This window comes from Streptomyces capillispiralis, assembly GCF_007829875.1.
GTDB lineage: Bacteria > Actinomycetota > Actinomycetes > Streptomycetales > Streptomycetaceae > Streptomyces > Streptomyces capillispiralis.
In genome coordinates this window covers 3,754,452-3,781,177 of the sequence record NZ_VIWV01000001.1, presented here as the reverse complement: position 1 = coordinate 3,781,177, position 26,726 = coordinate 3,754,452, and the positions used below count along the sequence as shown (strand labels likewise).

At 73.0% G+C, this 26,726-nt stretch carries 25 protein-coding genes; 16 read left to right on the top strand and 9 right to left on the bottom strand.

Annotated features, from left to right (window positions below; all coding sequences use genetic code 11):
• Positions 1 to 16: 16 nt before the first annotated feature.
• Positions 17 to 1,237, top strand: a complete 1,221-nt coding sequence (locus tag FHX78_RS16070; protein WP_145868147.1) for a cytochrome P450 — start codon at positions 17 to 19, stop codon at positions 1,235 to 1,237.
• A gap of 69 nt (positions 1,238 to 1,306) precedes the next feature.
• Here FHX78_RS16070 and FHX78_RS16065 read toward each other — a convergent pair whose 3' ends face one another.
• The gene (locus tag FHX78_RS16065) at positions 1,307 to 2,911 is read right to left on the bottom strand and encodes an ABC transporter permease (protein ID WP_145868146.1); all 1,605 of its coding nucleotides are present in this window, start codon (positions 2,909 to 2,911) and stop codon (positions 1,307 to 1,309) included.
• A complete protein-coding gene (locus tag FHX78_RS16060) occupies positions 2,908 to 3,819 on the bottom strand; it encodes an ABC transporter ATP-binding protein (protein WP_145868145.1) in 912 nt (303 codons plus the stop codon). Before FHX78_RS16060 ends, FHX78_RS16065 begins: the two co-directional genes overlap by 4 nt.
• 103 nt (positions 3,820 to 3,922) lie before the next feature.
• Here FHX78_RS16060 and FHX78_RS16055 point away from each other — a divergent pair, with 103 nt between their 5' ends.
• Positions 3,923 to 4,420 (top strand): GbsR/MarR family transcriptional regulator, encoded by a 498-nt coding sequence (locus FHX78_RS16055; RefSeq protein ID WP_145868144.1) that lies wholly within the window; start codon positions 3,923 to 3,925, stop codon positions 4,418 to 4,420.
• Positions 4,421 to 4,642: 222 nt separating this feature from the next.
• On the opposite strand, the gene FHX78_RS16050 is transcribed toward FHX78_RS16055, so the two are convergent.
• Positions 4,643 to 5,497: a diacylglycerol kinase gene (locus tag FHX78_RS16050; protein WP_145868143.1), complete on the bottom strand. Its 855-nt coding sequence runs from the start codon at positions 5,495 to 5,497 to the stop codon at positions 4,643 to 4,645.
• Positions 5,498 to 5,691: 194 nt separating this feature from the next.
• On the opposite strand from FHX78_RS16050, the gene FHX78_RS16045 reads away from it, so the two are divergent.
• Both FHX78_RS16045 and FHX78_RS16040 read left to right on the top strand, forming a co-directional pair.
• The gene (locus tag FHX78_RS16045) at positions 5,692 to 6,975 is read left to right on the top strand and encodes an adenylosuccinate synthase (RefSeq protein ID WP_145868142.1); all 1,284 of its coding nucleotides are present in this window, start codon (positions 5,692 to 5,694) and stop codon (positions 6,973 to 6,975) included.
• Positions 6,976 to 7,126: 151 nt separating this feature from the next.
• Positions 7,127 to 7,417: a hypothetical protein gene (locus FHX78_RS16040; RefSeq protein WP_145868141.1), complete on the top strand. Its 291-nt coding sequence runs from the start codon at positions 7,127 to 7,129 to the stop codon at positions 7,415 to 7,417.
• 3 nt (positions 7,418 to 7,420) lie between these two features.
• Here FHX78_RS16040 and FHX78_RS16035 read toward each other — a convergent pair whose 3' ends face one another.
• The 3 genes from FHX78_RS16035 to FHX78_RS16025 all read right to left on the bottom strand — a co-directional run bounded on the left by FHX78_RS16035 (position 7,421) and on the right by FHX78_RS16025 (position 10,402).
• Positions 7,421 to 8,071, bottom strand: coding sequence for a hypothetical protein (locus tag FHX78_RS16035; RefSeq protein ID WP_145868140.1), 651 nt, complete (start codon positions 8,069 to 8,071; stop codon positions 7,421 to 7,423).
• A gap of 43 nt (positions 8,072 to 8,114) precedes the next feature.
• Positions 8,115 to 8,876: a GntR family transcriptional regulator gene (locus FHX78_RS16030; protein WP_145868139.1), complete on the bottom strand. Its 762-nt coding sequence runs from the start codon at positions 8,874 to 8,876 to the stop codon at positions 8,115 to 8,117.
• Between the two features lie 170 nt (positions 8,877 to 9,046).
• Positions 9,047 to 10,402: an aspartate aminotransferase family protein gene (locus FHX78_RS16025; RefSeq protein WP_145868138.1), complete on the bottom strand. Its 1,356-nt coding sequence runs from the start codon at positions 10,400 to 10,402 to the stop codon at positions 9,047 to 9,049.
• A gap of 183 nt (positions 10,403 to 10,585) precedes the next feature.
• Between FHX78_RS16025 and FHX78_RS16020 the strand changes: the two genes are divergently transcribed.
• The 4 genes from FHX78_RS16020 (at position 10,586) to FHX78_RS16005 (ending at position 15,353) form a co-directional block, all read left to right on the top strand.
• On the top strand, positions 10,586 to 11,194 hold the full coding sequence (locus FHX78_RS16020; protein WP_145868137.1) for a DJ-1/PfpI family protein: 609 nt from the start codon (positions 10,586 to 10,588) through the stop codon (positions 11,192 to 11,194).
• Positions 11,191 to 11,673 (top strand): MarR family winged helix-turn-helix transcriptional regulator, encoded by a 483-nt coding sequence (locus tag FHX78_RS16015; RefSeq protein ID WP_145868136.1) that lies wholly within the window; start codon positions 11,191 to 11,193, stop codon positions 11,671 to 11,673. The genes FHX78_RS16020 and FHX78_RS16015 overlap by 4 nt, the downstream gene beginning before the upstream one ends.
• Positions 11,674 to 11,751: 78 nt before the next feature.
• Positions 11,752 to 13,650 carry a serine/threonine-protein kinase gene (locus tag FHX78_RS16010; RefSeq protein ID WP_145868135.1) on the top strand — a complete coding sequence of 633 codons (1,899 nt, stop codon included), beginning with the start codon at positions 11,752 to 11,754 and terminating at the stop codon, positions 13,648 to 13,650.
• 152 nt (positions 13,651 to 13,802) lie between these two features.
• A complete protein-coding gene (locus FHX78_RS16005) occupies positions 13,803 to 15,353 on the top strand; it encodes a substrate-binding domain-containing protein (RefSeq protein WP_145868134.1) in 1,551 nt (516 codons plus the stop codon).
• Positions 15,354 to 15,362: 9 nt separating this feature from the next.
• Here FHX78_RS16005 and FHX78_RS16000 read toward each other — a convergent pair whose 3' ends face one another.
• Positions 15,363 to 16,109, bottom strand: a complete 747-nt coding sequence (locus FHX78_RS16000) for an SLATT domain-containing protein (RefSeq protein WP_145868133.1) — start codon at positions 16,107 to 16,109, stop codon at positions 15,363 to 15,365.
• A 312-nt stretch (positions 16,110 to 16,421) separates the two neighbouring features.
• Here FHX78_RS16000 and FHX78_RS15995 point away from each other — a divergent pair, with 312 nt between their 5' ends.
• The 3 genes from FHX78_RS15995 to FHX78_RS15985 are packed head-to-tail and all read left to right on the top strand — an operon-like array spanning position 16,422 to position 18,074.
• Positions 16,422 to 16,763 carry a YbaB/EbfC family nucleoid-associated protein gene (locus FHX78_RS15995; RefSeq protein WP_145868132.1) on the top strand — a complete coding sequence of 114 codons (342 nt, stop codon included), beginning with the start codon at positions 16,422 to 16,424 and terminating at the stop codon, positions 16,761 to 16,763.
• A gap of 59 nt (positions 16,764 to 16,822) precedes the next feature.
• Positions 16,823 to 17,422, top strand: coding sequence for a recombination mediator RecR (recR, locus tag FHX78_RS15990; protein ID WP_145868131.1), 600 nt, complete (start codon positions 16,823 to 16,825; stop codon positions 17,420 to 17,422).
• Positions 17,415 to 18,074, top strand: coding sequence for a DUF5063 domain-containing protein (locus FHX78_RS15985; protein WP_145868130.1), 660 nt, complete (start codon positions 17,415 to 17,417; stop codon positions 18,072 to 18,074). Before recR ends, FHX78_RS15985 begins: the two co-directional genes overlap by 8 nt.
• Positions 18,075 to 18,084: 10 nt before the next feature.
• Here FHX78_RS15985 and FHX78_RS15980 read toward each other — a convergent pair whose 3' ends face one another.
• On the bottom strand, positions 18,085 to 18,567 hold the full coding sequence (locus FHX78_RS15980) for a M23 family metallopeptidase (protein ID WP_145868129.1): 483 nt from the start codon (positions 18,565 to 18,567) through the stop codon (positions 18,085 to 18,087).
• Between the two features lie 407 nt (positions 18,568 to 18,974).
• Between FHX78_RS15980 and FHX78_RS15975 the strand changes: the two genes are divergently transcribed.
• The 4 genes from FHX78_RS15975 to FHX78_RS15960 all read left to right on the top strand — a co-directional run bounded on the left by FHX78_RS15975 (position 18,975) and on the right by FHX78_RS15960 (position 23,757).
• Positions 18,975 to 20,252 (top strand): aspartate kinase, encoded by a 1,278-nt coding sequence (locus FHX78_RS15975; RefSeq protein WP_145868128.1) that lies wholly within the window; start codon positions 18,975 to 18,977, stop codon positions 20,250 to 20,252.
• The gene (locus FHX78_RS15970) at positions 20,252 to 21,325 is read left to right on the top strand and encodes an aspartate-semialdehyde dehydrogenase (protein ID WP_145868127.1); all 1,074 of its coding nucleotides are present in this window, start codon (positions 20,252 to 20,254) and stop codon (positions 21,323 to 21,325) included. Before FHX78_RS15975 ends, FHX78_RS15970 begins: the two co-directional genes overlap by 1 nt.
• 387 nt (positions 21,326 to 21,712) lie before the next feature.
• Positions 21,713 to 22,384, top strand: coding sequence for a SigE family RNA polymerase sigma factor (locus tag FHX78_RS15965; RefSeq protein ID WP_167531773.1), 672 nt, complete (start codon positions 21,713 to 21,715; stop codon positions 22,382 to 22,384).
• Entirely contained in the window at positions 22,381 to 23,757 is a 1,377-nt protein-coding gene (locus tag FHX78_RS15960) for a hypothetical protein (protein WP_145868125.1), read from the top strand. The genes FHX78_RS15965 and FHX78_RS15960 overlap by 4 nt, the downstream gene beginning before the upstream one ends.
• Before the next feature lie 22 nt (positions 23,758 to 23,779).
• Here the strand turns inward: FHX78_RS15960 and FHX78_RS15955 are convergent, their stop codons facing one another.
• Positions 23,780 to 24,601, bottom strand: coding sequence for an SURF1 family protein (locus FHX78_RS15955; RefSeq protein WP_145872012.1), 822 nt, complete (start codon positions 24,599 to 24,601; stop codon positions 23,780 to 23,782).
• Positions 24,602 to 24,851: 250 nt separating this feature from the next.
• On the opposite strand from FHX78_RS15955, the gene FHX78_RS15950 reads away from it, so the two are divergent.
• The gene (locus FHX78_RS15950) at positions 24,852 to 26,684 is read left to right on the top strand and encodes a S9 family peptidase (protein ID WP_145868124.1); all 1,833 of its coding nucleotides are present in this window, start codon (positions 24,852 to 24,854) and stop codon (positions 26,682 to 26,684) included.
• Positions 26,685 to 26,726 lie beyond the last annotated feature (42 nt).

Sequence of the window (26,726 nt, the reverse complement as noted above, 5' to 3'; positions counted from 1 at the left end):
GGGCTACCGTCCGTCCATGGCTGCTCCTGACGACCTCGCGTTCGACCCGTGGGACCCGGCGTTCGTCGCCGACCCCTACCCCGCCTACGCCGGACTGCGGGAGCGGGGCCGGGTGCGGTACTTCGAGCCGACGGACCAGTGGCTGGTCGCGCACCACGCGGACGTCTCGGCGCTGCTGCGCGACCGGCGCCTGGGCCGGACGTACCTGCACCGCTTCACCCACGAGGAGTTCGGCCGCACGCCGCCCCCGCCGGAGCACGAGCCGTTCCACACCCTCAACGACCACGGCATGCTCGACCTCGAACCGCCGGACCACACCCGCATCCGGCGCCTGGTGTCGAAGGCGTTCACCCCGCGCACCGTGGAGCGCCTCAAGCCGTACGTCCGCACCCTCGCGGACGAGCTGGTCGGGGCGCTGGTCGAGGCGGGCGGCGGCGACCTCCTCAAGGACGTCGCCGAACCCCTCCCGGTCGCGGTGATCGCCGAGATGCTGGGCATCCCGGAGGCCGACCGTGCCCCGCTGCGCCCCTGGTCGGCGGAGATCTGCGGGATGTACGAGCTGAACCCGTCCGAGGACGCGGCGGCGCGGGCGGTCCGGGCGTCGGTCGAGTTCTCCGACTACCTGCGCGACCTGATCGCCCAGCGCCGCAAGGCACCCGGCGACGACCTGATCTCGGGCCTGATCGCCGCCCACGACGAGGACGACCGGCTCACCGAGCAGGAGATGATCTCCACCTGCGTGCTGCTGCTGAACGCGGGCCACGAGGCCACCGTGAACTCCACGGTCAACGGCTGGTGGGCGCTGTTCCGCCACCCCGACCAGCTGGCGGCCCTGCGCGCCGACCACTCCCTGGTCCCCACGGCGATCGAGGAGCTGATGCGCTACGACACCCCGCTCCAGCTCTTCGAGCGCTGGGTGCTGGACGACATCGAGATCGACGGGCAGGTGATCCCGCGGGGCGCGGAGATCGCGCTGCTCTTCGGCTCCGCCAACCACGACCCGGCGGTCTTCACCGACCCGTCCCGCCTGGACCTGGCCCGCGCCGACAACCCGCACATCTCCTTCAGCGCCGGCATCCACTACTGCATCGGCGCACCGCTGGCCCGCATCGAACTGGCCGCCTCGATGACGGCCCTCCTGGAGAAGGCCCCGACCCTGCGCCTGGCGGCGGAACCGCGGCGGAAGCCGAACTTCGTGATCCGGGGGCTGGAGGGGCTGGCCGTGGAGGTGGGGTGACCACGCGTCCGGACGGTCGGGCCGCCGACCCGCCCGGGAGCTCAAGCGGTCCTGGGCCGAGGATCCCCGTCACGTCGTCATGTCCCGCCGCCGCAGCCCGGCCAGCCCCGCCGTCACCAGAGCCGCGGCGAGAGCCGTGAGGATGAGCACCGGGGGCCACTCCATGCTCCCGCCCGGCAGCTTCGGCAGATGACCGAAGGGCGACAGGTCCAGCACCGCCCCCGGCACGTCCAGCGCCGGGCCGACCCAGCCGATCAGCAGCGCCGCACCGGCCACGCCCCACGCGCCCATCGCCGCCCCGGGCACCAGCCCGTGCAGCAGCACCGCCACCCCGCCGATCACCCACACCGCCGGGAGCTGCACCAGACACGCCCCCAGGACCGGGCCCGCCCGCTCACCGTGACCGAGCGCGAGCCCCGCCCCGGCGAGCAGCATCAGCAGGACCGACCCGCCGAACGCCACCATCAGGTGCCCGGCCGCCCAGCGCAGCCGTCCCACCGCGCCCGCGAGGACCGGTTCGGCCCGCCCGGAGGTCTCCTCGCCGTGCAGCCGCAGCACCGACGCCACGACGAACAGGGCCGCGACCAGTCCCAGCATCCCGGCCATGGTGGCGAGGAAGGCGTCCGTCAGCCCGGACCGCCCGCCCATCCGCCGGAAGATCTCCCGGGCGCTCTCGTTGTCGCCGACGAGTTCGGCCGCCCCGTCCGCCAGCGAGCCGTACACCAGCCCCGCCAGCAGGAAGCCGACGCTCCAGCCGAGCACGCCGCCCCGCTGCAGCCGCCAGGCCAGCGCCCCCGCGCCGCCGAGCCGCCCGGCGGCCGGTCCGGGACGGCTCGGCAGGAAGCTCATGCCGAGGTCCCGGCGCCCGGCGAGCGCGTACGCCACCGCCCCCTGGAGCAGCGCCGCTCCGGCGAACAGGCCCAGCACCCACCACCGCTCACCGGCGAACGCCCGCAGGTTCTCCAGCCAGCCCAGCGGCGACGCCCAGGTCAGCGGTGACGAGCCCCCGTCCGTCGCGGAGTCCCCGGCCGCCCGCAGCACGAACGCCGCCCCGAGCACCGCCGCCGTCAGTCCCCGCGCGAGCCGCGCGCTCTCCGTCAGCTGCGCCACGATCGCCGCCATGGTCGCGAACACCATGCCCACGCCGGCCAGTCCGAGCCCGAACGCCAGCGCGCCGCCCGCGCCCTGCCCGGCCAGCCCGACCGCCACCAGCAGCGCCAGCACACCGCTCGCGACCGCCGCCGCGAGCAGCGCCGCGGTCAGCGGGGCCCGGCGGCCCACCATCCCGGAGGCCACCAGCTCCTGACGCCCGCTCTCCTCCTCGTCGCGGGTGTGCCGTACGACGACGAGCAGCGCCGTCACCGCGGCCAGCGCGCCCGCGTACACGCCGACCCGCCAGGCGGTCAGCGCGCCGAGGGAGTCGCCGAAGACCGGGCCGACCATCGCGCGCAGCGAGGAGTTGGTGGCCATCTGGCCGACCAGGTCGGCACGTTCGGCCGGGGTGCCGTAGAGCCCCTTCAGCGTGTTCGGCATGGACAGCACCATCAGGGCGTTCACCCCGACCCAGACCGGCATCATCAGCCGGTCCCGGCGCAGCGCGAAGCGCAACAGGATCGCCGTGCCCGCGAGGTGGCGGGAGCCGGCGGGCCGTACGGCGAAGGCGGTGGCGCTCATCGGGCGCTCACCCCCGCCTCGGCCGCCCCGTCCTGGTAGTGCCGCAGGAACAGCTCCTCCAGCGTCGGCGGGGTGGAGGTCAGCGACCGCACGCCGGTCTCGCTCAGTGAGCGCAGCACCGCGTCCAGCTTGTCGGTGTCGACCTGGAGCCGCACCCTGCGCCCCCGCACGTCGAGATCGTGCACGCCGGGCAGGGTGGCGAGACCGTCGGGCGGGCCGGCGAGTTCGGCGCTCACACTGGTCCGGGTCAGGTGCCGCAGCTCGGCCAGCGAACCGCTCTCCACGGTCCGCCCCCTGCGGATGATGCTGACCCGGTCGCACAGCTCCTCCACCTCGCTGAGGATGTGCGAGGACAGCAGCACGGTCCGCCCGCGCTCCCGTTCCTCGGCGACACAGCGCTGGAAGACCTCCTCCATCAGCGGGTCGAGACCGGACGTCGGCTCGTCCAGGATCAGCAGGTCGACGTCGGAGGCGAACGCGGCGACCAGCGCGACCTTCTGCCGGTTGCCCTTGGAGTAGGTGCGCCCCTTCTTCGTCGGGTCCAGCTCGAACCGCTCGACCAGCTCGGCCCGGCGCGCGGTGTCGAGCCCGCCGCGGAGCCTGCCGTACAGGTCGATGACCTCCCCGCCGGAGAGGTTGCGCCACAGCGTCACGTCACCGGGGACGTAGGCGATCCGGCGGTGGATCTCCACGGCGTCGGCCCAGGGGTCGCGGCCGAGCACCTGAGCGGCGCCGGAGTCGGCGCGCAGCATGCCGAGCAGGACGCGGATGGTCGTGGACTTCCCGGAGCCGTTGGGCCCGAGGAAGCCGTGGACCTCGCCGGCCCCGACGCTCAGGTCGAGTCCGTCCAGTGCGTGGGTCCGGCCGAACGACTTGTGCAGTCCGGACACGGTGATGGCCTTGGTCATGCTTCGGAACGTACGCTTGCTTCAGAACTTTGTGAAGTTAAGGAAGCGTATGAACGACGACTGGACTGCGCCGTGGCGTCCGAGCAGGGGAGATGAACGGATCATGGCGGAACCGAGCGGTGCGGCCCGCGACCCGGAGGCGGTCTCACGGTTCGTGGAGCACTTCGCTGCGCAGCTCGTGGAAGCGGGGCTCCCGCGCATGCCCGCCCGTGTCTTCGGGGCCCTGCTCGCCTCCGACGCCGGGGTCATGACCTCCGCCGAACTGGGCGGACAGCTCAAGATCTCACCGGCCGCAGTCTCCGGGGCGGTGCGCTACCTGGCGCAGGTGCACATGGTCTCCCGCGAGCGCGAGCCCGGTTCGCGCCGGGAGCGGTACCGGGTCCACGGCGACCAGTGGTACGAGGCGCTCGCCAACCGCGAGGCGGTCATCAAGCGCTGGGAGGACGCCCTCCGGGAGGGCGTGACCAGCCTGGGCGCGGACACCCCGGCGGGCCGCCGGCTGGAGGAGACCCTGGCCTTCTTCGAGTTCGTCGACGAGGAGGTCGCGGCGATGATGTCCCGCTGGCGGGCCCACCGGGAGGAGCGGTTCGGGCGGGGGTGAGGGCGGCCGGGACGACGCCCCCGATGCGCAGGGGACCGGATGCTCTGAGCTGCGGCTGGTCCGTCGCGAGGGGTGGCCGCACCATGACGGTCGTGGCAGGGCGACCGACGACACGGCACCGAGCCGCACCGGGCCGGCGAGGAGCTGCCGCTTCCCGCGCCCTTCGACCGCCTGCCGGACACGGCCGGGTTCACGGCCCCTGACGGGACGCGTCCGCCCGCCCTACCCCGGCGGCAGGATCAGGCCCCAGGCGGACTCACGCACCACCCAGGTCCGCGTCCGGACCGGCCCCGACACGATCGCGTCCGCCCGGTAGCGGAAGTGCGCGCCGGACACGGTCACCGTGCGGCCCTCGGCCGACAGCGGGGTCGCCTCCGCGCCCACCGACGCCGGGCGCACCTCCACCCGGGCCGCCCCCGGGACGCCGGGCACGACCGAGACGCCCGCCACCGGTTGCCCCAGGTCGACGAGCGTCCGGCCGTCGACCTCCACCCGCAGCCGGGCCGGTCCCGCCTCCGGTGCGGGGTCGATCCCGGACGGCCGCGCCGGCACCAGGGTCCGTACGAGCGACCGGCACGTCCGCAGCCACGGATGCCCCGCCCCGTCGGCCACCACCTCCCGCACCGGCGTCACGCCGCCCACCGGCGGGATCCGCAGCGCGCCGAGCACCACCCCGTCGCTGTCGTCGACCAGCAGGTCCATCCGCCGCTCGGCCCCGTCCAGCACGGCCCGCGCCGCGGCCACCGCCCCCGCCGGCACCCCCAGCGACCGGGTCAGCGCCAGCGCACCGCCCACCGGCACCAGCGACAGCGCGCAGCCGGCCAGCTCCCGCTGCCGGTGCAGCAGCCCCACCGCCCGCACCAGGGCCCGGTCGTCGCCGATCACCACCGGCCGCCGCGAACCGCGCCGCGCCAGCGCCCGGGCGAACTCCTCCGGGCCGTCGGGCAGACACACCTTCGTGCCCGCCGCACCCGCGCTGAGCACGTCTTTCGCGATGCGGACCGACTCGCCGTCCGTCCGACGGGCGACCGGGTCGATGACCACCAGGAGCTGATCGGACGTCGCGGAAGTCGCCACCTCGGCCCTGCCTCGCTTCCTCGGGTAGCATCGGTGTGCAAGAGCCCCTTGCGCTATTGCGCCAGGGGCTTCGTCTATTCCGGGGCATCCGGTCCGACGGTTGGCGGCCAACGACGGTCGCGGTGCACGCGGCGGAGATCCTCCGTGTGCGCCCCTGACCCTGGACATGCCCCGCCCGGAAGGGGTGTACGCGCGTGCCCGCACTTGTGCTGCTCGGTGCTCAGTGGGGTGACGAAGGCAAGGGAAAGGCGACGGACCTGCTCGGTGGATCCGTCGACTATGTGGTGCGCTACCAGGGCGGCAACAACGCCGGCCACACGGTAGTCGTGGGCGACCAGAAGTACGCCCTGCACCTGCTCCCTTCCGGAATCCTGTCCCCCGGCTGTACGCCGGTCATTGGCAACGGCGTCGTCGTCGACCCGTCGGTCCTGCTCTCCGAGCTGAGCGGTCTGAACGAGCGCGGCGTCGACACGTCCAAGCTCCTGCTCAGCGGAAACGCGCACATCATCACGCCGTACAACGTGACGGTGGACAAGGTGACCGAGCGCTTCCTCGGCAAGCGGAAGATCGGGACGACGGGCCGCGGCATCGGCCCGACCTACGCCGACAAGATCAACCGCGTCGGGATCCGCGTCCAGGACCTGTACGACGAGTCGATCCTCACCCAGAAGGTCGAGGCGGCCCTCGACGCCAAGAACCAGATCCTCACCAAGCTCTACAACCGGCGCGCCATCGCCGTGGACCAGGTGGTCGAGGAGCTGCTGGGCTACGCGGACAAGCTGGCGCCGTACGTCGCCGACACCGTGCTGGTGCTGAACGAGGCGCTGGAGCAGGACAAGGTGGTCCTCTTCGAGGGCGGCCAGGGCACCCTGCTCGACATCGACCACGGCACGTACCCCTTCGTCACCTCGTCGAACCCGACCGCGGGCGGCGCCTGCACCGGCACCGGCGTCGGCCCGACGAAGATCAGCCGGGTCATCGGCATCCTCAAGGCGTACACGACCCGCGTCGGCTCCGGCCCGTTCCCGACGGAGCTGTTCGACGAGGACGGCGAGGCGCTGCGCCGCATCGGCGGCGAGCGGGGCGTCACCACCGGCCGTGACCGCCGCTGCGGCTGGTTCGACGCGGTCATCGCCCGCTACGCCACCCGCGTCAACGGCCTGACCGACTTCTTCCTCACCAAGCTCGACGTCCTCACCGGCTGGGAGCAGATCCCGGTCTGCGTCGCCTACGAGATCGACGGCAGGCGCGTCGAGGAGCTGCCGTACTCGCAGACGGACTTCCACCACGCGAAGCCGGTCTACGAGATGCTGCCGGGCTGGTCCGAGGACATCAGCAAGGCGAAGTCCTTCTCCGACCTGCCGAAGAACGCCCAGGGGTACGTCAAGGCGCTGGAGGAGATGTCCGGCGCCCCGATCTCCGCGATCGGCGTGGGCCCGGGCCGGGACGAGACGATCGAGATCAACTCGTTCCTGTAGTCCCCTGCCCCGTGGGCCGGGTGGTGTGCGCCGCGTCCCGGCGACCCCTGTGGTCGCCGGGACGTTCCGCGTCCGGGCCGGACCGCCCGGTGTACGGAACGGGCATATGCTGAGATTCGGTGCGTGCATCGACCGGAAGAAGGTGAGTGCGATGCGCGTGTTGCTCAGGGCCACCCTGGACACGGCGAAGGCGAACGAGCTGATCCGTGAGGGGAGGATGCCCGAGGTGGTGAAGGGTGTTCTCGACCGGCTCCAGCCGGAGGCCGCCTACTTCGGCCCCGTGGGCGGGCAACGGACGATCCTGCTGGTCTTCGACATGCAGGACAGCTCGCAACTCCCCCCGACGGGCGAGCCGTTCTTCACCGAGATGAACGCCCGTCTCGAGGTCACCCCCATCATGAACGCGGAGGACCTGCAGAAGGGACTCGCGCAGCTGCACTGAGGCTCAGCTGAAGACGATCATCGACCCCTGCGCCAGACTCCGCGTCGCCGCCGCGTGCAGGCCGAGCCAGACGTGGCGTTCGCGGGCGAAGGGGCTGGGGTCGTACGGGGCCGGGACGGCCGGTTCCTCCAGTTCGGTGGGTCCGAGCGGGGGCTCGGGTGCCGCAGGGGGGTTCGCCGGGTCGATGCCGATGGCCGGGGCGACCAGTTCCAGCTCCCGCAGCAGGGCGTGCGAGGAGCCCAACGGGCCGCCGCCCACGAGGAGTTCGTCGCTGGAGAGCGGGTGCGGGAAGTCGACGGGGACGTAGGCACCCGCGTGGTCGTAGTGCCAGACCAGATGGGACTGCTGCGCCGTCGCCTCGAACATCTCCAGCAACTGCTCGTAGTCGCCGCCCAGTTCGTCCACCGGTGTGACCGGCAGCCCGCACAGCTGGAGCAGGTACACGCGCCGCAGGAAGTGCAGCGCGTCGTAGTCGAAGCCCGCGACCGGGCCCACCTCGCCGGAGAGCCCCGGCATGTACTGGTAGACCGGCACCGGCGGCAGTCCCGCCTCCGCGAGCACCGCGTTGTACTGCGCCAGTTCCTCGGCGAACGGATTGTCGGGCGTGTGGCACAGGACGTCGACGAGCGGCACCAGCCACAGGTCACAGGCCAAAGAGGGCTCCTCACACAGCACGGTCGTCGGGTGGTCGTCGTGGTCAGGGAAGGGTATCGGCGCCCGGCGGGGGCGGCTCCTGTCGTGCAGGTCCCTTACCCATACCACCGGCCGTCAGCCCTTCGACGAGGGAGAGCGCGTGCGCGTTGTACGAGTGAACGATCGCGCGGGCGGAATCGGTGTCACGCCGCGACAACGCATCGACCAGATCTGTGTGTTCGGCCCACAGCAGTCCCCGGAGATCGGGCAGCCGCCGCAGATGCTGCACCACGCACACCCATGTCTGGACCCGGAGCCGGTGCAGGAAGTCGGTGAGATACGGGTTGCCGAACAGCGACCCGAGTTCGCGCCAGAAGCGCAGGTCGTAGCCGATCAGCACGGTGACCTCCCCGGCGAGGGCCGCGCGCTGCGCCTCCTCGCCGCGCCGGCGCACTCCGGCGAGCGCGGCGGCGATCCGGGGTTCGTCCGGCTGGAGATGGGCCAGGCGGCCGCCGGTCAGCGACCGGAACATGCCGTCGGTCACCAGGCCGCGGGCCTCGATCATGCCGCGGAAGTCGTCGGCGGAGTACTCGTGCACCCGGAAGCCCCGGTGCTGGTCGGCGTCGAGCAGCCCCTGCGCCGACAGGTCGACCAGCGCCTCCCGGACGGGGGTCGCGGACACCCCGTACTGGTCGGCGATCTCCTTGACGGTGAATTCCTGCCCCGACGTCAGCCGCCCGGCCAGCACCTCGTCACGGAGCGCGTCGGCGATCTGCTGCCGCAGGGTGCTGCGGGTCACGGCGCCGGTGCCGCTGGTGCCGGGCATGGTCGGGGCGTCTCCCTCGTCGCGTTCGAGTGACGTGCACGCAAAGGTCCACGAGCACGCCACCTTACGCGGTCGGGTGGGGCGCGGGGCGTTCGAACGGGCGCGGGGAGAAGCCGCCCCGCGCCCGCCCCGCGCCCGCTCCGTCCCGGTACGCCGCCCGCCCCGAGCGGTCACCCCACGTAGTCGTCCGCCACCGACAGTGCCGTGTCCAGCGCCGCCAGCCCTTCCTTCAGCTCCGCCTCGCTCGCGTTGCACGGCGGCACCACATGCGTCCGGTTCATGTTCACGAAGGGCCACAGGCCGGCCTCCTTCGCGGCGGCGGCGAAGGCGGCCATCGGGGCGTTCGCCTCGCCGGACGCGTTGTACGGCACCAGCGGCTCCCGGGTCTCCGGGTCGCGCACCAGCTCCAGCGCCCAGAACATGCCGACGCCGCGGACCTCGCCCACGCAGGGGTGCCGCTCGGCGAGCTCCCGCAGCGCGGGGCCGACGACGTCCGCGCCGAGCCGCGCCGCGTGCTCCACGACGCCCTCCTCGGCCATCACGCCGATCGTCGCGACGGCGGCCGCGCAGGCCAGCGGGTGCCCCGAGTAGGTGAGCCCGCCGGGGTAGGGCCGCTTGCCGAAGGTCTCGGCGATCGCCCCGGAGACGGCGACACCGCCCAGCGGCACGTAGCCGGAGTTCACGCCCTTGGCGAAGGTCATCAGGTCCGGGACCACGTCGTACAGGTCGGCCGCGAACCACGCGCCGGTGCGTCCGAACCCGGCCATGACCTCGTCGAGGACGAAGACGATGCCGTACTTGTCGCACAGCTCGCGGACCCCGGCGAGGTAACCGGCGGGCGGCAGCATGATGCCCGCCGTCCCCGGGATCGTCTCCAGGACGATCGCGGCGACGGTCGACGGCCCCTCGAAGGCGATCGTCGTCTCCAGGTGCTCCAGCGCCCGCGCGCACTCCTGCTCCTCGGTCTCGGCGTAGAAGCGCGAGCGGTACAGGAAGGGCGCCCAGAAGTGCACGACCCCGGCCGTGCCGGTGTCGGAGGCCCAGCGGCGCGGGTCGCCGGTGACGTTCACCGCCTGCTGGGTGCCGCCGTGGTACGAGCGGTAGGCGGAGAGCACCTTGGGGCGCCCGGTGTGCAGCCGGGCCATGCGGATCGCGTGCTCGACGGCGTCGGCGCCGCCGTTGGTGAAGAAGATCTTGTCCAGGTCACCCGGGGTGCGCTCGGCGATCAGCCGGGCCGCCTCCGACCGCGCCTCGACGGCGAACGCGGGCGCGAACGTCGTCATCCGCGCCGCCTGCTCCTGGATCGCGGCGACGACCCGCGGGTGCTGGTAGCCGATGTTCGTGAAGACGAGGCCGCTGGTGAAGTCGAGGTAGCGCCGGCCGTCGTAGTCCCAGAAGTAGGACCCCTCCGCCCCGGCGACGGCGAGCGGGTCGATGAGCTCCTGGGCGGACCAGGAGTGGAACACGTGCGCACGGTCGGCGGCCTTCACGGCGGCCCCGACCTCGGGGTTCGGCTGAGGGGTCATGCGGCCGAGGGTAGGGGCCGGCGGCGGGGCCGCGACATCGGCGGCCTGTCTGTGGTCGGGGACTTTCCGCGACAGGTTGTCGACAGGCGCCGCGGTGGCGGGCCGGACGGCAGGGATTGTTGACAGCCTGCTGTCGTATCGGCAGAATGCTGTCATCTGATGGCGTACCCCCAGGGAGCGGTCATGACCCGCAAGCCCGTCCACCTCGTCCTCTTCGACACCTTCGCCGACTGGGAGACCGGTCACACCACCGCCCACCTCGCGCTCGCCGGCTACGAGGTGCTCACCGTCACCCCGGACGGGGAGCCGGCCACCAGCATCGGCGGACTGCGCGTCCTCCCCGACCTCGCGCTCGCGGACCTGCGGCCCGAGGGCAGCGCGCTGCTGATCCTGCCCGGCGGCACCCGCTGGGACGAGGGCGACGACCTCGCGCCCCTCGCCCGCACCGCCCGCGCCTTCCTCGACGCCGGTGTGCCCGTCGCCGCGATCTGCGGGGCCACCGCCGGCCTCGCCCGCGAGGGACTGCTCGACGAGCGGGCGCACACCGGCGCCGCCGCCCCCTACCTCGCCCTGACCGGCTACGCGGGCGGCGAGCGGTACGTCGAGGCCGACGCCGTCACCGACGGCCCTCTCGTCACCGCCGGGCCGACCGAGCCCGTCGCCTTCGCCCGCGAGGTGTTCCGGCTGCTCGGCGTCCACGACGACCGGGTGAACGACGCCTGGTACCGGCTGTTCCACGACTCCGACCCGGAGGCGTACGCCGAGTACGAGACGGCACTGGCCGCCCGGTGAACCGGGAGCACCAGGACCTGCTCAGCCGGGGCGCCCTCGGCACCTTCCGGCTCAACGGCCAGTTCCTCGCGGTCGCCGAGGAACTGGCCCGGCCCGCCGGCCTCACCGCCGCCTGGTGGCAGGTGCTCGGCGCGGTCCTGCGCGAGCCGCTGCCGGTCTCCGGCATCGCCCGGGCCATGGGCATCACCCGGCAGAGCGTGCAGCGCATCGCCGACCTGCTGGTGGAGCGCGGCCTCGCCGAGTACCGGCCCAACCCCGCCCACCGCCGCGCCAAGCTCCTCGCCCCGACCGACGCGGGCCGCGCCGCGATCGGCCGCATCGACCCCGGTCACGCGGCCTTCGCCGAGCGGCTGCTGCGGGCGTACGAGGCGGCGTACGGCGAGGAGCGCGGGGAGGCCGAGCTGGCCCGCGCGGTACAGGCGTTGGAACGCCTGTCCACGGTGCTCGACGACCTCGGACCGCCTGTTACGGAACCGTAGACAACGCCCAGCTCACCCGGCCCCGCCCCCGCACTATCCTCGATCTGTTGCTCACTGCGGGGGGAAGGCGGCGCGGCGATGGAGAAGCTCGGGGCCGGGGATCCACAGCTCATCGGTGCCTACCGGCTGCTCGCGCGGCTCGGGGCCGGCGGCATGGGACAGGTCTACCTCGCCCGCTCCGACCGGGGACGCACCGTCGCCGTGAAGCTGGTGCGCGAGGAACTGGCCCGGCAGGAGGAGTTCCGGGCCCGCTTCCGCCAGGAGGTACAGGCCGCCCGGCAGGTCGGCGGCGCCTGGACGGCGCCGGTGCTGGACGCCGACACCGAGGCCGCCGTGCCCTGGGTCGCCACCGGATACGTCGCCGGACCCAGCCTCCAGCAGGTGGTCGGACACGACCACGGGGCGCTGCCCGAGCGGTCGGTGCGCATCCTCGGCGCCGGTCTGGCGCACGCGCTGAAGGACATCCACGCCGCCGGGATCATCCACCGCGACCTCAAGCCGTCCAACGTGCTCGTCACCATCGACGGGCCGCGCGTCATCGACTTCGGGATCGCGCGGGCGCTGGAGACGGTGACCGACGGCGGGCTCACCCGCACCGGCGCGCTCGTCGGCTCGCCCGGCTTCATGGCGCCCGAGCAGGTGCGCGGCGACCGCATCACGCCCGCCTGCGACGTGTTCTGCCTCGGCTCGGTGCTCGCCTACGCCGCGACCGGCACGCTCCCCTTCGGCACCGCCAACAGCGGGGTGCACGCCCTGATGTTCCGCATCGCCCAGGAGGAACCCGACCTGGAGCGCGTGCCCGAGGGCCTCGCCGACCTCGTACGGGACTGCCTGAAGAAGGACCCGGCGGCCCGGCCCACCCTCGACCGGGTGCTGGAACGCACCGGCGCGGAGGACACCGTCGCCGACGGCCGCTCCCGCGACCCCTGGCTGCCGGGCGCCCTGGTCGCACAGCTCGGCCGCCACGCGGTGCGGCTGCTCGCCGCGGAGGACCCCGAGGCCCCGCAGCGCCCCACACCCACCGCGCTGTCACCGGCCCCCGCCGGCCCGGCCCCGGACGCGGCCGCCCCCGGCGGACCGCCCGCCGCGCCGCCCGCCGCCACCCCCGAACACGCCCGTGCCGCCGACGACTCCGCCGCCCCGCCGCCGCCCGCGGCACCCCCCGGCACGCCCGCCCCGCCCCCGCCGGGACAGCCGGGCGTGAACCACCTGCCCACCGTGGTCGTCGGCCAGAACACCCCCACCCCGCCCCCGGCCCCCGCCCCGGGCCCGGGCCCGTACGGACATCCGCAGCACGCCGCCTACGGCTACCCGTACAACGGCTACGGCCAGACCCCGCCCTACGGCCCGCCGCCGTTCGGGCCGAACCCGCCCTACGGGCCGGGGCCCGAACCGCGCCGGGACGCCCGTTCCAGCGTGCTGCTCGTGGTGATCGCGCTGGTCGTCGCGCTCGCCGCGGGCGGCACCGTGTACGCGCTGATGAGCGGCGGCGGCGACCACGCCGGGGGCGACCCCACCACGCCGCCGTCGCCCACCGGCGCGCCGCAGAGCACCGCCGCCGGCACGCCCGGTGCCGGGCAGCCGGGCGAGACCGGGCCGCCCAGCACCTCCGCCCCGGCGGACGGCACGATCCCGGCGGACTACCTGGGCAGTTGGTCCACCACCATCGACAACACGAGCGGCCGGCACAGCCGCCGGCTGACCGTCCAGCAGGGCGAGGTCGGCGACACGGTCATGTCCCTCGTCGCCGACGGGCCCGCCGGGAACGGCACCTACCACTGCGTCTTCGAGGCGGAACTCACCGCCGTCCCGGGCGGCGGGGACCGGCTGGAGATCGGCCCGTCCACGGTGACCGTCGGACAGCCGCGCAGCGCCTGCACCCCGGGCTCCTCCAGCGAGATCACACTGCTGCCCGACGGCTCCCTGAAGCGCGTGAACTCCAGCAACGGCGAACAGCTCACCTACACCCGGGACTGACCCGGCGGACCCGCCCAACTCGCCGCCCCCACCGGACGGTTGAACGTTCGGCGAACGCCGGTGAACTTCCGTGGCCGCACACCGCCCCCGCGCCCGTACGGCCGTACGGTGGCCACCCGGTCGAGCGTGCGGGCAGTGGCGGGGGCGGCACGATGGAGTGGCTGAGCGCGGAGAACCTGGTGGCCGTGGCGACGGCGGTGCTCGGTATCGTCGCCTCCGCCGTCATGATCTGGTACGAGCGACGGGTGCCGCGCCGCAAACGCATTGGTTACCGCGTGCAGTTGGACACCGCGATCGGTGACGGCCAGGGGCCGGGCGGCCGCACCAACCGGCGGGAGGGCTGGTTCGACACGGCGGCGGGCATGACGCACGCCAGCATGGTGCTGCTGCGCATCGAGAACGACGGCTCGCAGACCATCGTCCGCGACGACTACCAGAGCCCGGGAAGCCACGGCCTGACGGTGGAGTTCGGCGAGCGCACCATCCTCGGCGTCTCGGTCACCCAGCCGTCGGCGACCAGCCACCTCCTGGAGCACTTCACCCGGGACCGGGGCTTCGGCTACCAGGGCGGCACCCTGCGCCTGCCGCGCGTCCCGCTCAACCGGGGCGCCTACTACAAGCTGCTGGTGCTGCTCTCCGGCGGCAGCGTGGGCGACGAGATCCAGCTGAGCGGCGACCTCAGCGAGGGCGAGGTGCACCGCAACCGCAGCGCCACCCCGGACGAGAAGGCCCCGTTGTTCAGCCGGGCGTCCCGGCTGATCACCATCGCGCTCACGCTGTGCGTGGTGGCCCTCGCGGTGATCGTCGTGGCCCAGGACGACACCCCGCCCCCCATCGGCTGCGAGGGCGGCTCCCTGACGCTCACCGGCTCGACGGCGTTCGCCCCGGTGCTCAGGGAGGTCGCGGAGAAGTACGAGCGGGACTGCGCGGACGACGACCCGGACATCGAGGTGGCGAACCCGCACGGTTCGACGGCCGGGATACGGGACCTGGCGGCGGCCGGAGCGGAGGCGGAGGGCGGCTCGCCCGCGCTGGTGGCCCTCTCGGACGGACCCAAGCCGGGCGGGCTGCCGGACCTGCGCGAGAACCGGGTGGCGGTATCGGTGTTCACCCTCGTGGTGAACGAGGAGGTGGGGTTGCGGAACCTGTCGACGACGGACGTACGGCGGCTGTACCGGGGGGAGATCGCCAACTGGAGCGAACTCGGCGGCCCCGACCTGGCCGTCCACCTGGTCAGCCGGGACGCCAACTCGGGCACCCGGCAGGTCTTCCAGCGCCGGGTGCTGGGCCGGGGCGAGATCGCCCACTCCTCCGTCGACTGCGTGCACAAGGACGACCCCACCGCCCCCGTCATCCGCTGCGAACTCGACTCCACGGACCAGGTGCTGGCCACCGTCGCCGGGACCCCCGGCGCGATCGGCTACAGCGAACTCGGCCTCGCCACCCGCGCGAAGGGGCTGCACCTGGTGGACCTCGACGGCGAGCCCCCGTCCGTCGACGCCCTCGCGCACGGCAACAGCTCCTACCCGTACCGGGAGATCGAGTACGCCTACACCTACGGGCAGCCCCCGGCGAACTCGCTGACGTCGAGCTTCCTGACGTATCTCACGCGCGGCAACGGCCAGGACGTGATCCGCACCCACGGCCATCTGCCGTGCTGGACGCCGGAGGGCATGGAGCTGTGCGCGCCGCCCACGCGGTGACGCGCCGGTTCACCTCGGCTCCGGGGGGCGCTGCCGCGGCATGTTCGGGCGGGCCGGACCCGGCGGGGCGGGGAACCGGCCGTGCGGGGCGGAGCCCTCGGGGCGCCCGGCGCCCGGCAGCGCCGTCTGCAGGCCCAGCGGCGCGCCCCCGCTGCGGAACTCCACCATCCAGTCGGCCGTCTCGACCCGCACCAGCTCCGTCACGTCCTCCGAGAACCGCCGCAGCACCGTCAGACAGCGCTCGGCCGCCTCGCTCGCCGTGCCCTCCGCCGGGCCCAGCACCTCGCGGACGCACTCCGACGCCCAGTCGAACTGGAACGCCTGCAACCGCCGCTGCACGGCCTGCGCCGTCGCCATGTCCCGCATCCAGCCGGACGTCATCCCGAAGAAGCGGTCCCCGGCCACACAGGCCGCCCCGAGCAGCAGCGCCAGATACCCCCAGGGCGTGGCCCCGTCGGCCACCCCGGTCAGATCGAGCAGCGGCAGCGCGGCCCCGGTCAGCGCCCCCACGGCCGTCCCGGCCCGCAGCACCCAGGCGCACCGGCGCTTCCACCACCGCTCCTCCAGGTACCAGGCGGCCGTGTCCAGCGCCCCGCGCTCGACCCACCGGTACAGCTCGTCCAGCCGGGCCGCCGGCTCGCCCCAGTCCCCGAGCGGGAACTCCCGCCCGGCCGGATCGCCCGGCCGCAGCCCGGCCGCCCCCTCACCCCGCCCGTCCTGAGGCCGACCCTCGGGCTGCATCTCCGGCTGACCCACCCGGTATCTCCCTACTGACCCCTGCTGACCCTGCTGACCCCGACTGATCCCGCGTACTGTCCGTATGTGCAGTGTGACGCCCGGTATGCGCGGGCCTGACCCTTCCTACCTCCCAATGGGTGGCGGCGCCGGGGGTTCGGGCCTTTTTTCGCCCGGAAGATGGCCCTGATCAGGTATAGGGCCCCGACCCCGGCTCACTCGAAAGAGTGCTGCGGCGACGGCTGCTCCGACCACGTAGGCTCGTGCCGAACGGCAAAACCCGGACCGGCGGACCCGATGGGCCGGCGGAACGATCGACCAAGGAGCTGAATCGTGATCCCCGGTGGTGGCCAGCCCAACATGCAGCAACTGCTCCAGCAGGCCCAGAAGATGCAGCAGGACCTGGCCGAGGCGCAGGAGGAACTGGCGCGCACGGAGGTCGACGGCCAGGCGGGCGGCGGTCTGGTGCGGGCCACCGTCACCGGATCCGGCGAGCTGCGGGCGCTGAAGATCGACCCGAAGGCGGTGGACCCGGAGGACACCGAGACCCTCGCCGACCTGATCGTCGCGGCGGTCCAGGCGGCCAACGAGAACGCCCAGACCCTCCAGCAGCAGAAACTCGGCCCGCTCGCCCAGGGCCTCGGCGGCGGCGGCATCCCCGGTCTGCCCTTCTAAGACGGGCCGCGGGCCTTTACCGTACGTACTGAAGGAACACCAGGAAGGACGGCAGTCCGTTGTACGAAGGCGTGGTCCAGGACCTCATCGACGAGCTGGGGCGGCTGCCCGGCGTCGGTCCCAAGAGCGCGCAGCGGATCGCCTTCCACATCCTCCAGGCGGAACCGACGGACGTACGCCGGCTCGCGCACGCGCTGATGGAGGTCAAGGCGAAGGTCCGGTTCTGCGCGACCTGCGGCAACGTCGCGCAGGAGGAGCAGTGCGGCATCTGCCGCGACGCCCGCCGCGACCCCGCCGTCATCTGTGTCGTGGAGGAGCCGAAGGACGTCGTGGCCATCGAGCGCACCCGTGAGTTCCGGGGCCGCTACCACGTGCTGGGCGGCGCGATCAGCCCGATCGACGGCGTGGGCCCCGACGACCTGCGGATCAGGGAACTGCTGGCCCGGCTCGCCGACGGCACGGTCACGGAGCTGATCCTGGCCACGGACCCGAATCTGGAAGGCGAGGCCACGGCGACGTACCTCGCCCGCATGATCAAGCCCATGGGCCTCAAGGTCACCCGCCTGGCCAGCGGCCTCCCGGTGGGCGGCGACCTGGAATACGCGGACGAGGTGACCCTCGGCCGCGCCTTCGAGGGGAGACGACTCCTAGATGTCTGACGCCACGCTGCACGCGACGCATCAGGACCCGGACGACTTCGCGGTCCAGATCGCGGATCAGATCGAGAGCTTCCTGGTCGCCGTCACGGAGGTCGCCAAGGGCGACGAACCGGACTCGGCGGTCCCCTTCCTGCTGCTGGAGGTCTCCCAGCTGCTGCTGGCCGGCGGCCGGCTCGGCGCGCACGAGGACATCGTCCCCGACGAGCGCTACGAGCCCGACCCGGGCCCGGAGGCCGACGTCGACGAACTCCGCGAGAACCTCGCGCGGTTGCTGGAGCCCATCGACGTCTACTCCGAGGTCTTCGACCCGTACGAGCCCCGCAAGGCGCCCGTCCCGGCCCGGATCTCCGACGACCTGACCGACGTCATCACCGACCTCCGGCACGGCATGGTCCACTACCGGGCCGGCCGCACCTCGGAGGCCCTGTGGTGGTGGCAGTTCTCCTACTTCTCCAACTGGGGCTCGACGGCCTCGGCGAGCCTGCGCGCCCTTCAGTCGGTCGTGGCGCACGTGCGGCTGAACCAGCCCCTGGCCGAACTGGACGGCCTCGACACCGACCAGGGCATGGGTGACGACACCCTGGAGTTCGAGGCGGGCAAGGTCATGGCCGAGGAGATCGGCGGGCCGCTGGGGATGCGCCCGGTCCAGTAGCCGCGCCGGCTCAGGCGTAGTGGTTGACGCTGACCGGCCACGTCCCGGTGTACGGGGTCCAGCCCTGGAGGGTGGCCGGCACGCCGACCCGCGTGTTGCAGTCGATCACCTGGAAGTGCAGGTGCGGTCCGCTCGACGCGCCCGTGCTGCCCGACCAGCCGACGACCCGGCCCTGCGGGACCCAGGTGCCGGGGTTGTAGAGCGCCCGGTTCAGGTGCGCGTAGTGGGTGCACCTGCCGTTGGAGTGGCGGATGATCACCTCGATGCCGTTCTGCCAGTACGGGGACCAGCCGGAGGCGATGATCGTGCCCGCCTGCGAGGCGGAGACCTCGTAGTTCGCGGGGAGCCCGAAGTCCCAGGCGTACTCGTTGTACGGGCCGGTGTGGGAGTAGGTGCCCTCCGGGCCCTGTGTGACCAGGTAGGACTCGCCGGCCGGGTAGGGGAGTTCGTAGTAGTAGTCCGCGGCGGCGGCCGGTGAGGCGCCGGACAGCATGATTCCCGCGGTCGCCAGCAATCGTGCCCGCCACTGCGGCGAGCCGGCGGCGGAGGCTTGTCGTTCCCGTCACCACGTATCCCTTCGGAGGCCGGAAGAGCGCCTGACGGGTCCATATTCATGTACACGTCACCAATGGGAAGGGTGTGCTGCCGCAATAGGTAGGCGGGGGTTGGGGGCCGCCCGGGACCCTCCGCCGATGTGTCCGGACGGTGGGGACTGTGACGCGGGTCGCTTTTCCGAGTGGCCGGTGCCGGGCTGGGCAGGAGCCCCCTGCACGAGCGGCCGGACATCTCACCATGCGATATCACGGAGGGGATTTTCGGACGCTCGATAGACTGAGCCGACCGCAGCGGACACATGTGTGTGCGGACTGTGGAAAACGACGGACTGAGCGAGGAGCGCACGTGGGCCTTGTCGTGCAGAAGTACGGAGGCTCCTCCGTAGCCGATGCCGAAGGCATCAAGCGCGTCGCCAAGCGGATCGTGGAAGCCAAGAAGAACGGCCACCAGGTGGTCGCCGTGGTTTCCGCGATGGGCGACACGACGGACGAGCTGATCGATCTCGCCGAGCAGGTTTCCCCGATCCCTGCCGGGCGCGAGCTCGACATGCTGCTGACCGCCGGAGAGCGGATCTCCATGGCCCTGCTGGCCATGGCGATCAAGAACCTGGGGCACAACGCCCAGAGCTTCACCGGCAGCCAGGCAGGTGTCATCACCGACTCGGTCCACAACAAAGCCCGCATCATCGATGTCACGCCGGGCCGGATCAAGGCCTCGGTGGACGAGGGCAACATCGCCATCGTCGCCGGCTTCCAGGGCGTCAGCCAGGACACCAAGGACATCACCACGCTCGGCCGCGGCGGCTCCGACACGACCGCCGTCGCCCTCGCCGCCGCGCTCGACGCCGAGGTGTGCGAGATCTACACGGACGTCGACGGTGTGTTCACCGCCGACCCGCGCGTGGTGAAGAAGGCCCGGAAGATCGACTGGATCGCCTTCGAGGACATGCTCGAACTGGCGGCCTCCGGGTCCAAGGTGCTGCTCCACCGCTGCGTGGAGTACGCCCGCCGGTACAACATCCCGATCCACGTCCGCTCGTCCTTCAGCGGACTGCAGGGCACGTGGGTCAGCAGCGAGCCGACGAAGCAAGGGGACAAGCAGGTGGAGCAGGCTCTCATCTCCGGTGTCGCGCACGACACCTCCGAGGCCAAGGTCACGGTCGTCGGCGTGCCGGACAAGCCCGGCGAGGCCGCCGCGATCTTCCGCACGATCGCCGATGCCGAGATCAACATCGACATGGTCGTGCAGAACGTGTCCGCCGCGTCCACGGGCCTGACGGACATCTCCTTCACCCTGCCGAAGACCGAGGGCCGCAAGGCCATCGACGCGCTGGAGAAGAACAAGGGCGCCATCGGCTTCGAATCCCTGCGCTACGACGACCAGATCGGCAAGATCTCGCTGGTCGGCGCCGGTATGAAGACCAACCCGGGCGTCACCGCCGACTTCTTCACCGCGCTCAGCGACGCCGGTGTGAACATCGAGCTGATCTCGACCTCCGAGATCCGCATCTCGGTCGTCACCCGCAAGGACGACGTCCCGGAGGCCGTGCGCGCCGTGCACTCCGCCTTCGGTCTCGACTCCGACAGCGACGAGGCCGTCGTCTACGGGGGCACCGGCCGCTGATGGCCGAAACCCCACGGCCCGGACGGGCCGGACGGCCCACGCTCGCGGTCGTGGGCGCGACCGGTGCCGTCGGCACGGTCATGCTCCAGATCCTGTCCCAGCGGGCGGACGTCTGGGGCGAGATCCGACTCGTCGCCTCCCCGCGCTCGGCCGGCCGCAAGCTGGCCGTGCGCGGGGAGGAGGTCGAGGTCGTCGCGCTCACCGAGGAGGCCTTCGACGGGGTCGACGTCGCCATGTTCGACGTCCCCGACGAGGTCGCCGCGCGGTGGGCGCCGCTCGCCGCGGCACGCGGCGCGGTGGTGGTCGACAACTCCGCGGCGTTCCGCATGGACCCGCAGGTTCCGCTCGTGGTGCCCGAGGTGAACCCGCACGCGGTGCGGACGCGCCCGCGCGGCATCGTCGCCAACCCCAACTGCACCACCCTGTCGATGATCGTCGCGCTGGGCGCGCTGCACGCCGAGTTCGGCCTGCGCGAGCTGGTCGTCTCCTCGTACCAGGCGGTCAGCGGCGCCGGGCACGCCGGCGTGCGCACCCTGCGCGAGCAGCTGTCCCTGGTCGCCGGCACCGAGCTGGGCACCGCCCCCGGTGACGTACGGCGGGCCGTCGGGGACAACACCGGGCCGTTCCCGGAGCCGGTCGCGCTGAACGTCGTCCCGTGGGCCGGGTCGCTGCGGGAGGACGGCTGGTCCTCGGAGGAGATGAAGGTCCGGGACGAGTCCCGCAAGATCCTCGGCCTGCCCGCGCTGCCCGTCGCGGTCACCTGCGTCCGGGTCCCGGTGGTCACCACGCACTCCCTCACCGTGCACGCCCGCTTCGAGGGCGAGGTCACCGTCGACAAGGCCCGCGAGATCCTCGCCACCGCCCCCGGGGTCGTGTTGTTCGACAATCCGGCCGCGGGGGAGTTCCCCACCCCCGCCGACGTGGTCGGCACCGACCCGACCTGGGTCGGCCGGGTGCGGCGGGCCCTGGACGACCCGACGGCGCTCGAACTCTTCGTGTGCGGGGACAACCTGCGCAAGGGGGCCGCGCTGAACACCGCGCAGATCGCCGAACTGGTGGCGGTTGAACAGTGAAAAGTTCTGGATCACACAGGATTCATTTGTAGGATCTGTGTAAGTCTTGTGAGCCGGATTTCCGGTCGGGTCCGCGGCCTGTCCGACGATCGAGGATTGCACGAGGATTTACCTCCCCGCCCTCCGCAACCAAGCGGAGGGCGGGGAGCGTCTTTGCGGTCACCCTTTCCGGGGCGTGGGGACGCTGCCTTCAGACGTGGGGACGTCTGGAACCGGGCGTGGGGACGCCTGTTCACATGGGACACAGGGGAGAGCGGGACGCATGAGGGCATCGGATGTGCTGTCGGTGGTGCTGCCTGACGCGGGCGGCCGACCGGTGTCACCGGCCGCCGCAAAAGTGACGCCCGGCACGTACAACCCTTACGGGGGGGAGCGTGTCCAACTGACGTGGCTGAGGTACTCGATTTCACAGCGCCGCGCGGCACGGCCCTCAGGCCGCCCCGCCAGGCCCTACGACCCCGCATGCCCGGCGCGTCCGGTGGCATGCCGGTGATCGCGCCCATGCCCGCAGCGCGCCCCGCCCGCATACCCGGTCAGCGTGACGGCGCCGACGACATCGTGGCGGCCGGCACCACCGTCGACCACCTCACCGAGACCTACCGCGCGCACTACCGCTCGCTGCTGGGCCTCGCGGCGCTCCTCCTCGACGACACCGCCTCCTGCGAGGACGTCGTCCAGGAGGCGTTCATCCGCGTCCACTCCGCCCGCAAACGCGTCCGGGACCCCGAGAAGACCCTGGCGTACCTGCGCCAGACGGTCGTCAACCTGTCCCGCTCCGCGCTGCGCCGGCGCATCCTCGGCCTCAAGCTGCTCTCCAAGCCCATGCCCGACATGGCGAGCGCGGAGGAGGGCGCCTACGACCAGCTGGAGCGCGACTCCCTCATCCAGGCGATGAAGGGGCTCCAGCGCCGGCAGCGCGAGGTGCTGGTGCTGCGCTACTTCGCGGACATGACCGAGGCGCAGGTCGCCGAGACGCTCGGCATCTCCCTGGGCTCGGTGAAGGCGTACGGCTCGCGCGGGATCGCGGCGCTGCGGCTGGCCATGGGGGCGCCGGCATGAGCGACGGCAAGGACACGCGGCCCGAGGAGCGCGAGCCGGAGGGCTCGCGCCCGTCGGACGCCGCTGCCGCGCCCGAGCCCGGGGACGACTCGGTGACCGGGGACGGGGTGGAGGCCTCCGGAGCGGGGGAGGGAAGTGGGTCCGCGGCCCGGTTCGGGTCGGGGGCCGGAAGCGGGGCCGCGCCCGGGTCGGGGGCGGAGTCCGCGGAGCGGCCGGCGCCCGGGCCCGTGAGCGGGCCGGCGCGGCTGCGCGCGCTCGTGACACCGCACGAGCAGGAGCCGAAGTACACGCACGCTGGGAACGGAACTGTGAACCACGGCCTGGACGAACAGAGCCCCGAAGGGCTCGACGCGGACGAGCTGGAACTGCGCACCCTGCTGCACCAGGTGGTGCGGGAGGTGGAGCCGACCGACGGCACCCTGGACTACCTGCGCCGGGCCGTGCCCGCCCGCCGGGCGCGCAAGCGCCAGGCCCTCGTGGGCGCGGCCGCCGCCGCGCTCTTCCTCGGCACCGCCGTCCCCGCCCTCGTCCACGTCTCCACCACCACCGGATCCGACGCCAACCCCTCCGCCGTCGGCCACGCCTCGCAGGCGCAGGGCGGCACCGGCGAGGGCAAGGGCCCGGACGGCGGCGAGAGCACCGCGGGCGGCTCCTCCGACCAGGTCGAGGGGAGCGACAAGGGCGACAAGAAGGACGAGGACAAGGGCGACGGAGGCGGAAACACCGGCTCCGGTACGGGTGCGACGGAGGGGGCCGCCCCCTCGGCCGGCACCGCGGCCGGGGTGCCCGCCTGCACCGCCGCCCAGCTGGGCCCGGCGGCCGTGAGCAGCGCCGCCCCCGACTCCACGGGCGCGGTCTACGGTTCCTTCCGCGTCACCAACGTCTCCACCACGAGCTGTGGCGTCGACGGCGCCGGCCTGGTGTCGGCGACCCCGCAGGGCGCCGCGGACGGCACCCGGGTGGGCTCGGCGCGGCATGTGGCGGGGGACGCGGCGGCCGGTCTGCCCGACCCCTCCCTGGAGGCGGCGCGGCTGGTGCTGGAGCCGGGTTCGGCGTACGAGGTGAAGTGGGCCTGGGTGCCCTCCGAGACCTGTCCCGCCCCGGGCGGCGACTCGGGCGGCACCGGCGGTCCCTCGCCCGACCCGTCACCCACCGAGAACCCGACCACCACGAGCGGTTCGTCCGCCGGCACGGGCACGGGCACCGGCACCGACAGCGGCATGACCACCCAGCTGGTCTTGGAGGACGGCACGACCGACGGCAGCGTGGCGGTGACGTACACGGCGTCGACGGGCTCGAGCTCGGCCACCACGACGGTGAGCAACGCCTGCGCGGGCACGGTCTACTGGACGGGACTGCTGTCCGCGATGTGACGCCACCGGGACCGGCCCGGCGTCAGACGCCGGACGGACTCGGCCGCTCGTGCTCCCGCTGCCCCCGCTGTTCCTGCTCCTCCTCCTCGGGGAGCAGGCCCAGTTCCGCGTCGCGGGCGAACTCCAGCTCGCGGCGCAGCAGGCGGAACCACATGAAGACCACGAAGCCCACGAAGGCGAACCACTCGGCGGTGTAGCCGAGGTTCTGGAACGCCTTCAGGTCCAGGCCGGTACCGCCGGGCGCGGTCGCCGGCACCGCCTTCATCCCCGCGTCCCCGCGGTTGAGGGTGACCCAGGCGTCGTGGACGTCGTACGGGACCAGGTTGACCAGCGAGGCCGCGCTGATCGCGGCGGTCTGGCCGGCCGGCAGGCCGCCGCGGGCGCTGACGCCGTTGTTGCCCGGGGTCTCGGACGCCTGGAGCGCGCCGGTGACGGTGACCTCGCCGGTGGGCGCCGCGGGCACCTTCGCGGGGTCGGGGGTGCCGGGCAGCCAGCCCCGGACGACGGGCAGGGCCCGGCCGCCGTCGGTGCGCAGAAGGGTCAGCACGTAGTAGCCGTCCTTGCCGTCCAGCGTCCGGTCGGGCACGAGGAGCTGGGTGTCGTACCGGCCGGTCGCGGTGGTCTGCCTGCCGGAGGTGGCCTTGGTCACGGGCAGCAGCGACTCCAGCGCACGGGCCTTCTCCCGCTTGTCCGAGGCGACCCGCGCCTCGGCGTCGCGGTGGTCGTCCACCCGGTCCTCGAACCGGCCGAGCTGCCACGACCCCATGAAGACGCAGAAGGGGATGGCGAGCAGCACGAAGACGTTGATCCCCCACCAGCGGGGCGTCAGCAGGAACCGGTACACGCTCTCAACGGTACGGGTCCGCGGGTGGTTCCCGACCCGCGGGGTCGGCCGCCGAGGGCCGTGACGGCGGGGCCGTCGGGCGGTCCCGTGGGCGGTGCGGTGGGCGGTGCGGTGGGAGGTGCGGCGGGCGATGCGGTGGGCGATGCGGTGGGCGATGCGGTGGGAGGCCGGGTGGAAGATCCCGTGGAAGTTGTCCACAGGCTGGGGACCTCGGAGGCACGACGGCCCCCGGGACGGGCAGTATGGGGCCATGACTGAGAGCAACGGGTCCGAGGTGCCGGCCCTGCCGGACCGGACCGAGGACATGCCCGACTGGGAGAAGCGCTTCCGGGCGCCCCGGGTGTCCCTGCCCGACTGGGCGGAGGACGCCCCCGACCGCTCCGTGTTCGTGTCGAACGCGACGGGGACGTACGAGCTGTATGCCTGGGACCGGGCGACGGGTGAGCAGCGCCAGGTGACGGACCGGCCCAACGGCACGACCGACGGCGTGCTCTCGCCCGACGGCGAGTGGATCTGGTGGTTCGACGACAAGGACGGCGACGAGTTCGGCGTCTGGCGCCGCCAGCGGTTCTCCGGCGGCGAGGACGAGCTGGCCGCGCCCGGCCTGGACCCCTCCTACCCCGCCGGTCTCGCGTTGGGCCGGGACGGCCGCACGGCGGTCGTGGGCCGCTCCACGGACGAGGACGGTACGACGATCCACCTGGCCCGCACCGGTGAGGCGCCGGTCGAGCTGTACCGCCACCGCGAGTCGGCGGGCGTCGGCGACCTGTCCCACGACGGTTCGCTGATCGCCGTGGAGCACACCGAGCACGGTGACGCGATGCACTCCGCGCTGCGGGTGCTGCGCCCCGACGGCACGACGGTCGCCGAGCTCGACGACACCGAGGGCGGCACGCGGGAGCTGGGCCTCGAGGTGCTGGGCTTCGCCCCGGTCGCCGGGGACACCCGGCTGCTCGTCGGTCATCAGCGGCGCGGCCGCTGGGAGCCGATGGTGTGGGACGTGGCGACGGGCGAGGAGACGGACCTCGCGCTGGAGCTGCCCGGTGACGTGAGCGCCGAGTGGTACCCGGACGGCACCGGCCTGCTCATCGCGCACGGTTTCGAGGCGCGCGGCGAGCTGTTCCGCTACGACCTGTCCGAGCGCCGGCTGGTGGAGATCCCCACCCCGCGCGGGGCGGTCTCGGGGGCGACGGTGCGGCCCGACGGCAGTGTGGAGTACCTGTGGTCGTCGGCGGCGGAACCGCCGGCGGTCCGCTCCACGGCGGGCGGTGTCGTCCTCGACCCGCCCGGGATGAAGTCGCCCGGCTCGGTGCCCGTGGAGGACGTGTGGGTGGAGGGGCCGGGCGGCCGTATCCACGCCCTGGTCCAGAAGCCGGCCGGCGCGAGCGGTCCGCTGCCGACGGTCTTCGACATCCACGGCGGTCCCACCTGGCACGACAGCGACTCGTTCGCGGCGGGCCCGGCGGCCTGGGTGGACCACGGCTACGCGGTGGTCCGCGTCAACTACCGGGGCTCCACGGGCTACGGCAGGGCCTGGACCGACGCGCTGAAGCACCGGGTGGGCCTGATCGAGCTGGAGGACATCGCGGCGGTCCGCGCGTGGGCGGTCGGCTCCGGCCTCGCCGATCCCGCCCGCCTGATCCTCACCGGCGGCTCCTGGGGCGGCTACCTCACCCTGCTCGGCCTGGGCACCCAGCCCGACGCGTGGGCGCTGGGCATCGCGGCGGTCCCGGTCGCCGACTACGTCACGGCGTACCACGACGAGATGGAGGCGCTGAAGGCGATGGACCGCACGCTGCTCGGCGGCACGCCGGAAGAGGTCCCCGACCGTTTCGAGGCGTCCTCCCCGATCACGTACGTCGACCGGGTCAAGGCGCCGGTCTACATCTCGGCCGGGGTCAACGACCCGCGCTGTCCGATCCGCCAGATCGAGAACTACGTCAAGCGCCTGGAGTCCCGCGGCGCGGTCCACGAGGTCTACCGCTACGACGCGGGCCACGGCTCCCTGGTGGTCGACGAGCGCATCAAGCAGGTACGGCTGGAACTGGACTTCGCGGACCGCCACCTGCCTCCTGCGAAGTAGCGGTCGGCCGACGGCGGCGGCGGCCGCGCCTGCCGCGCCTGC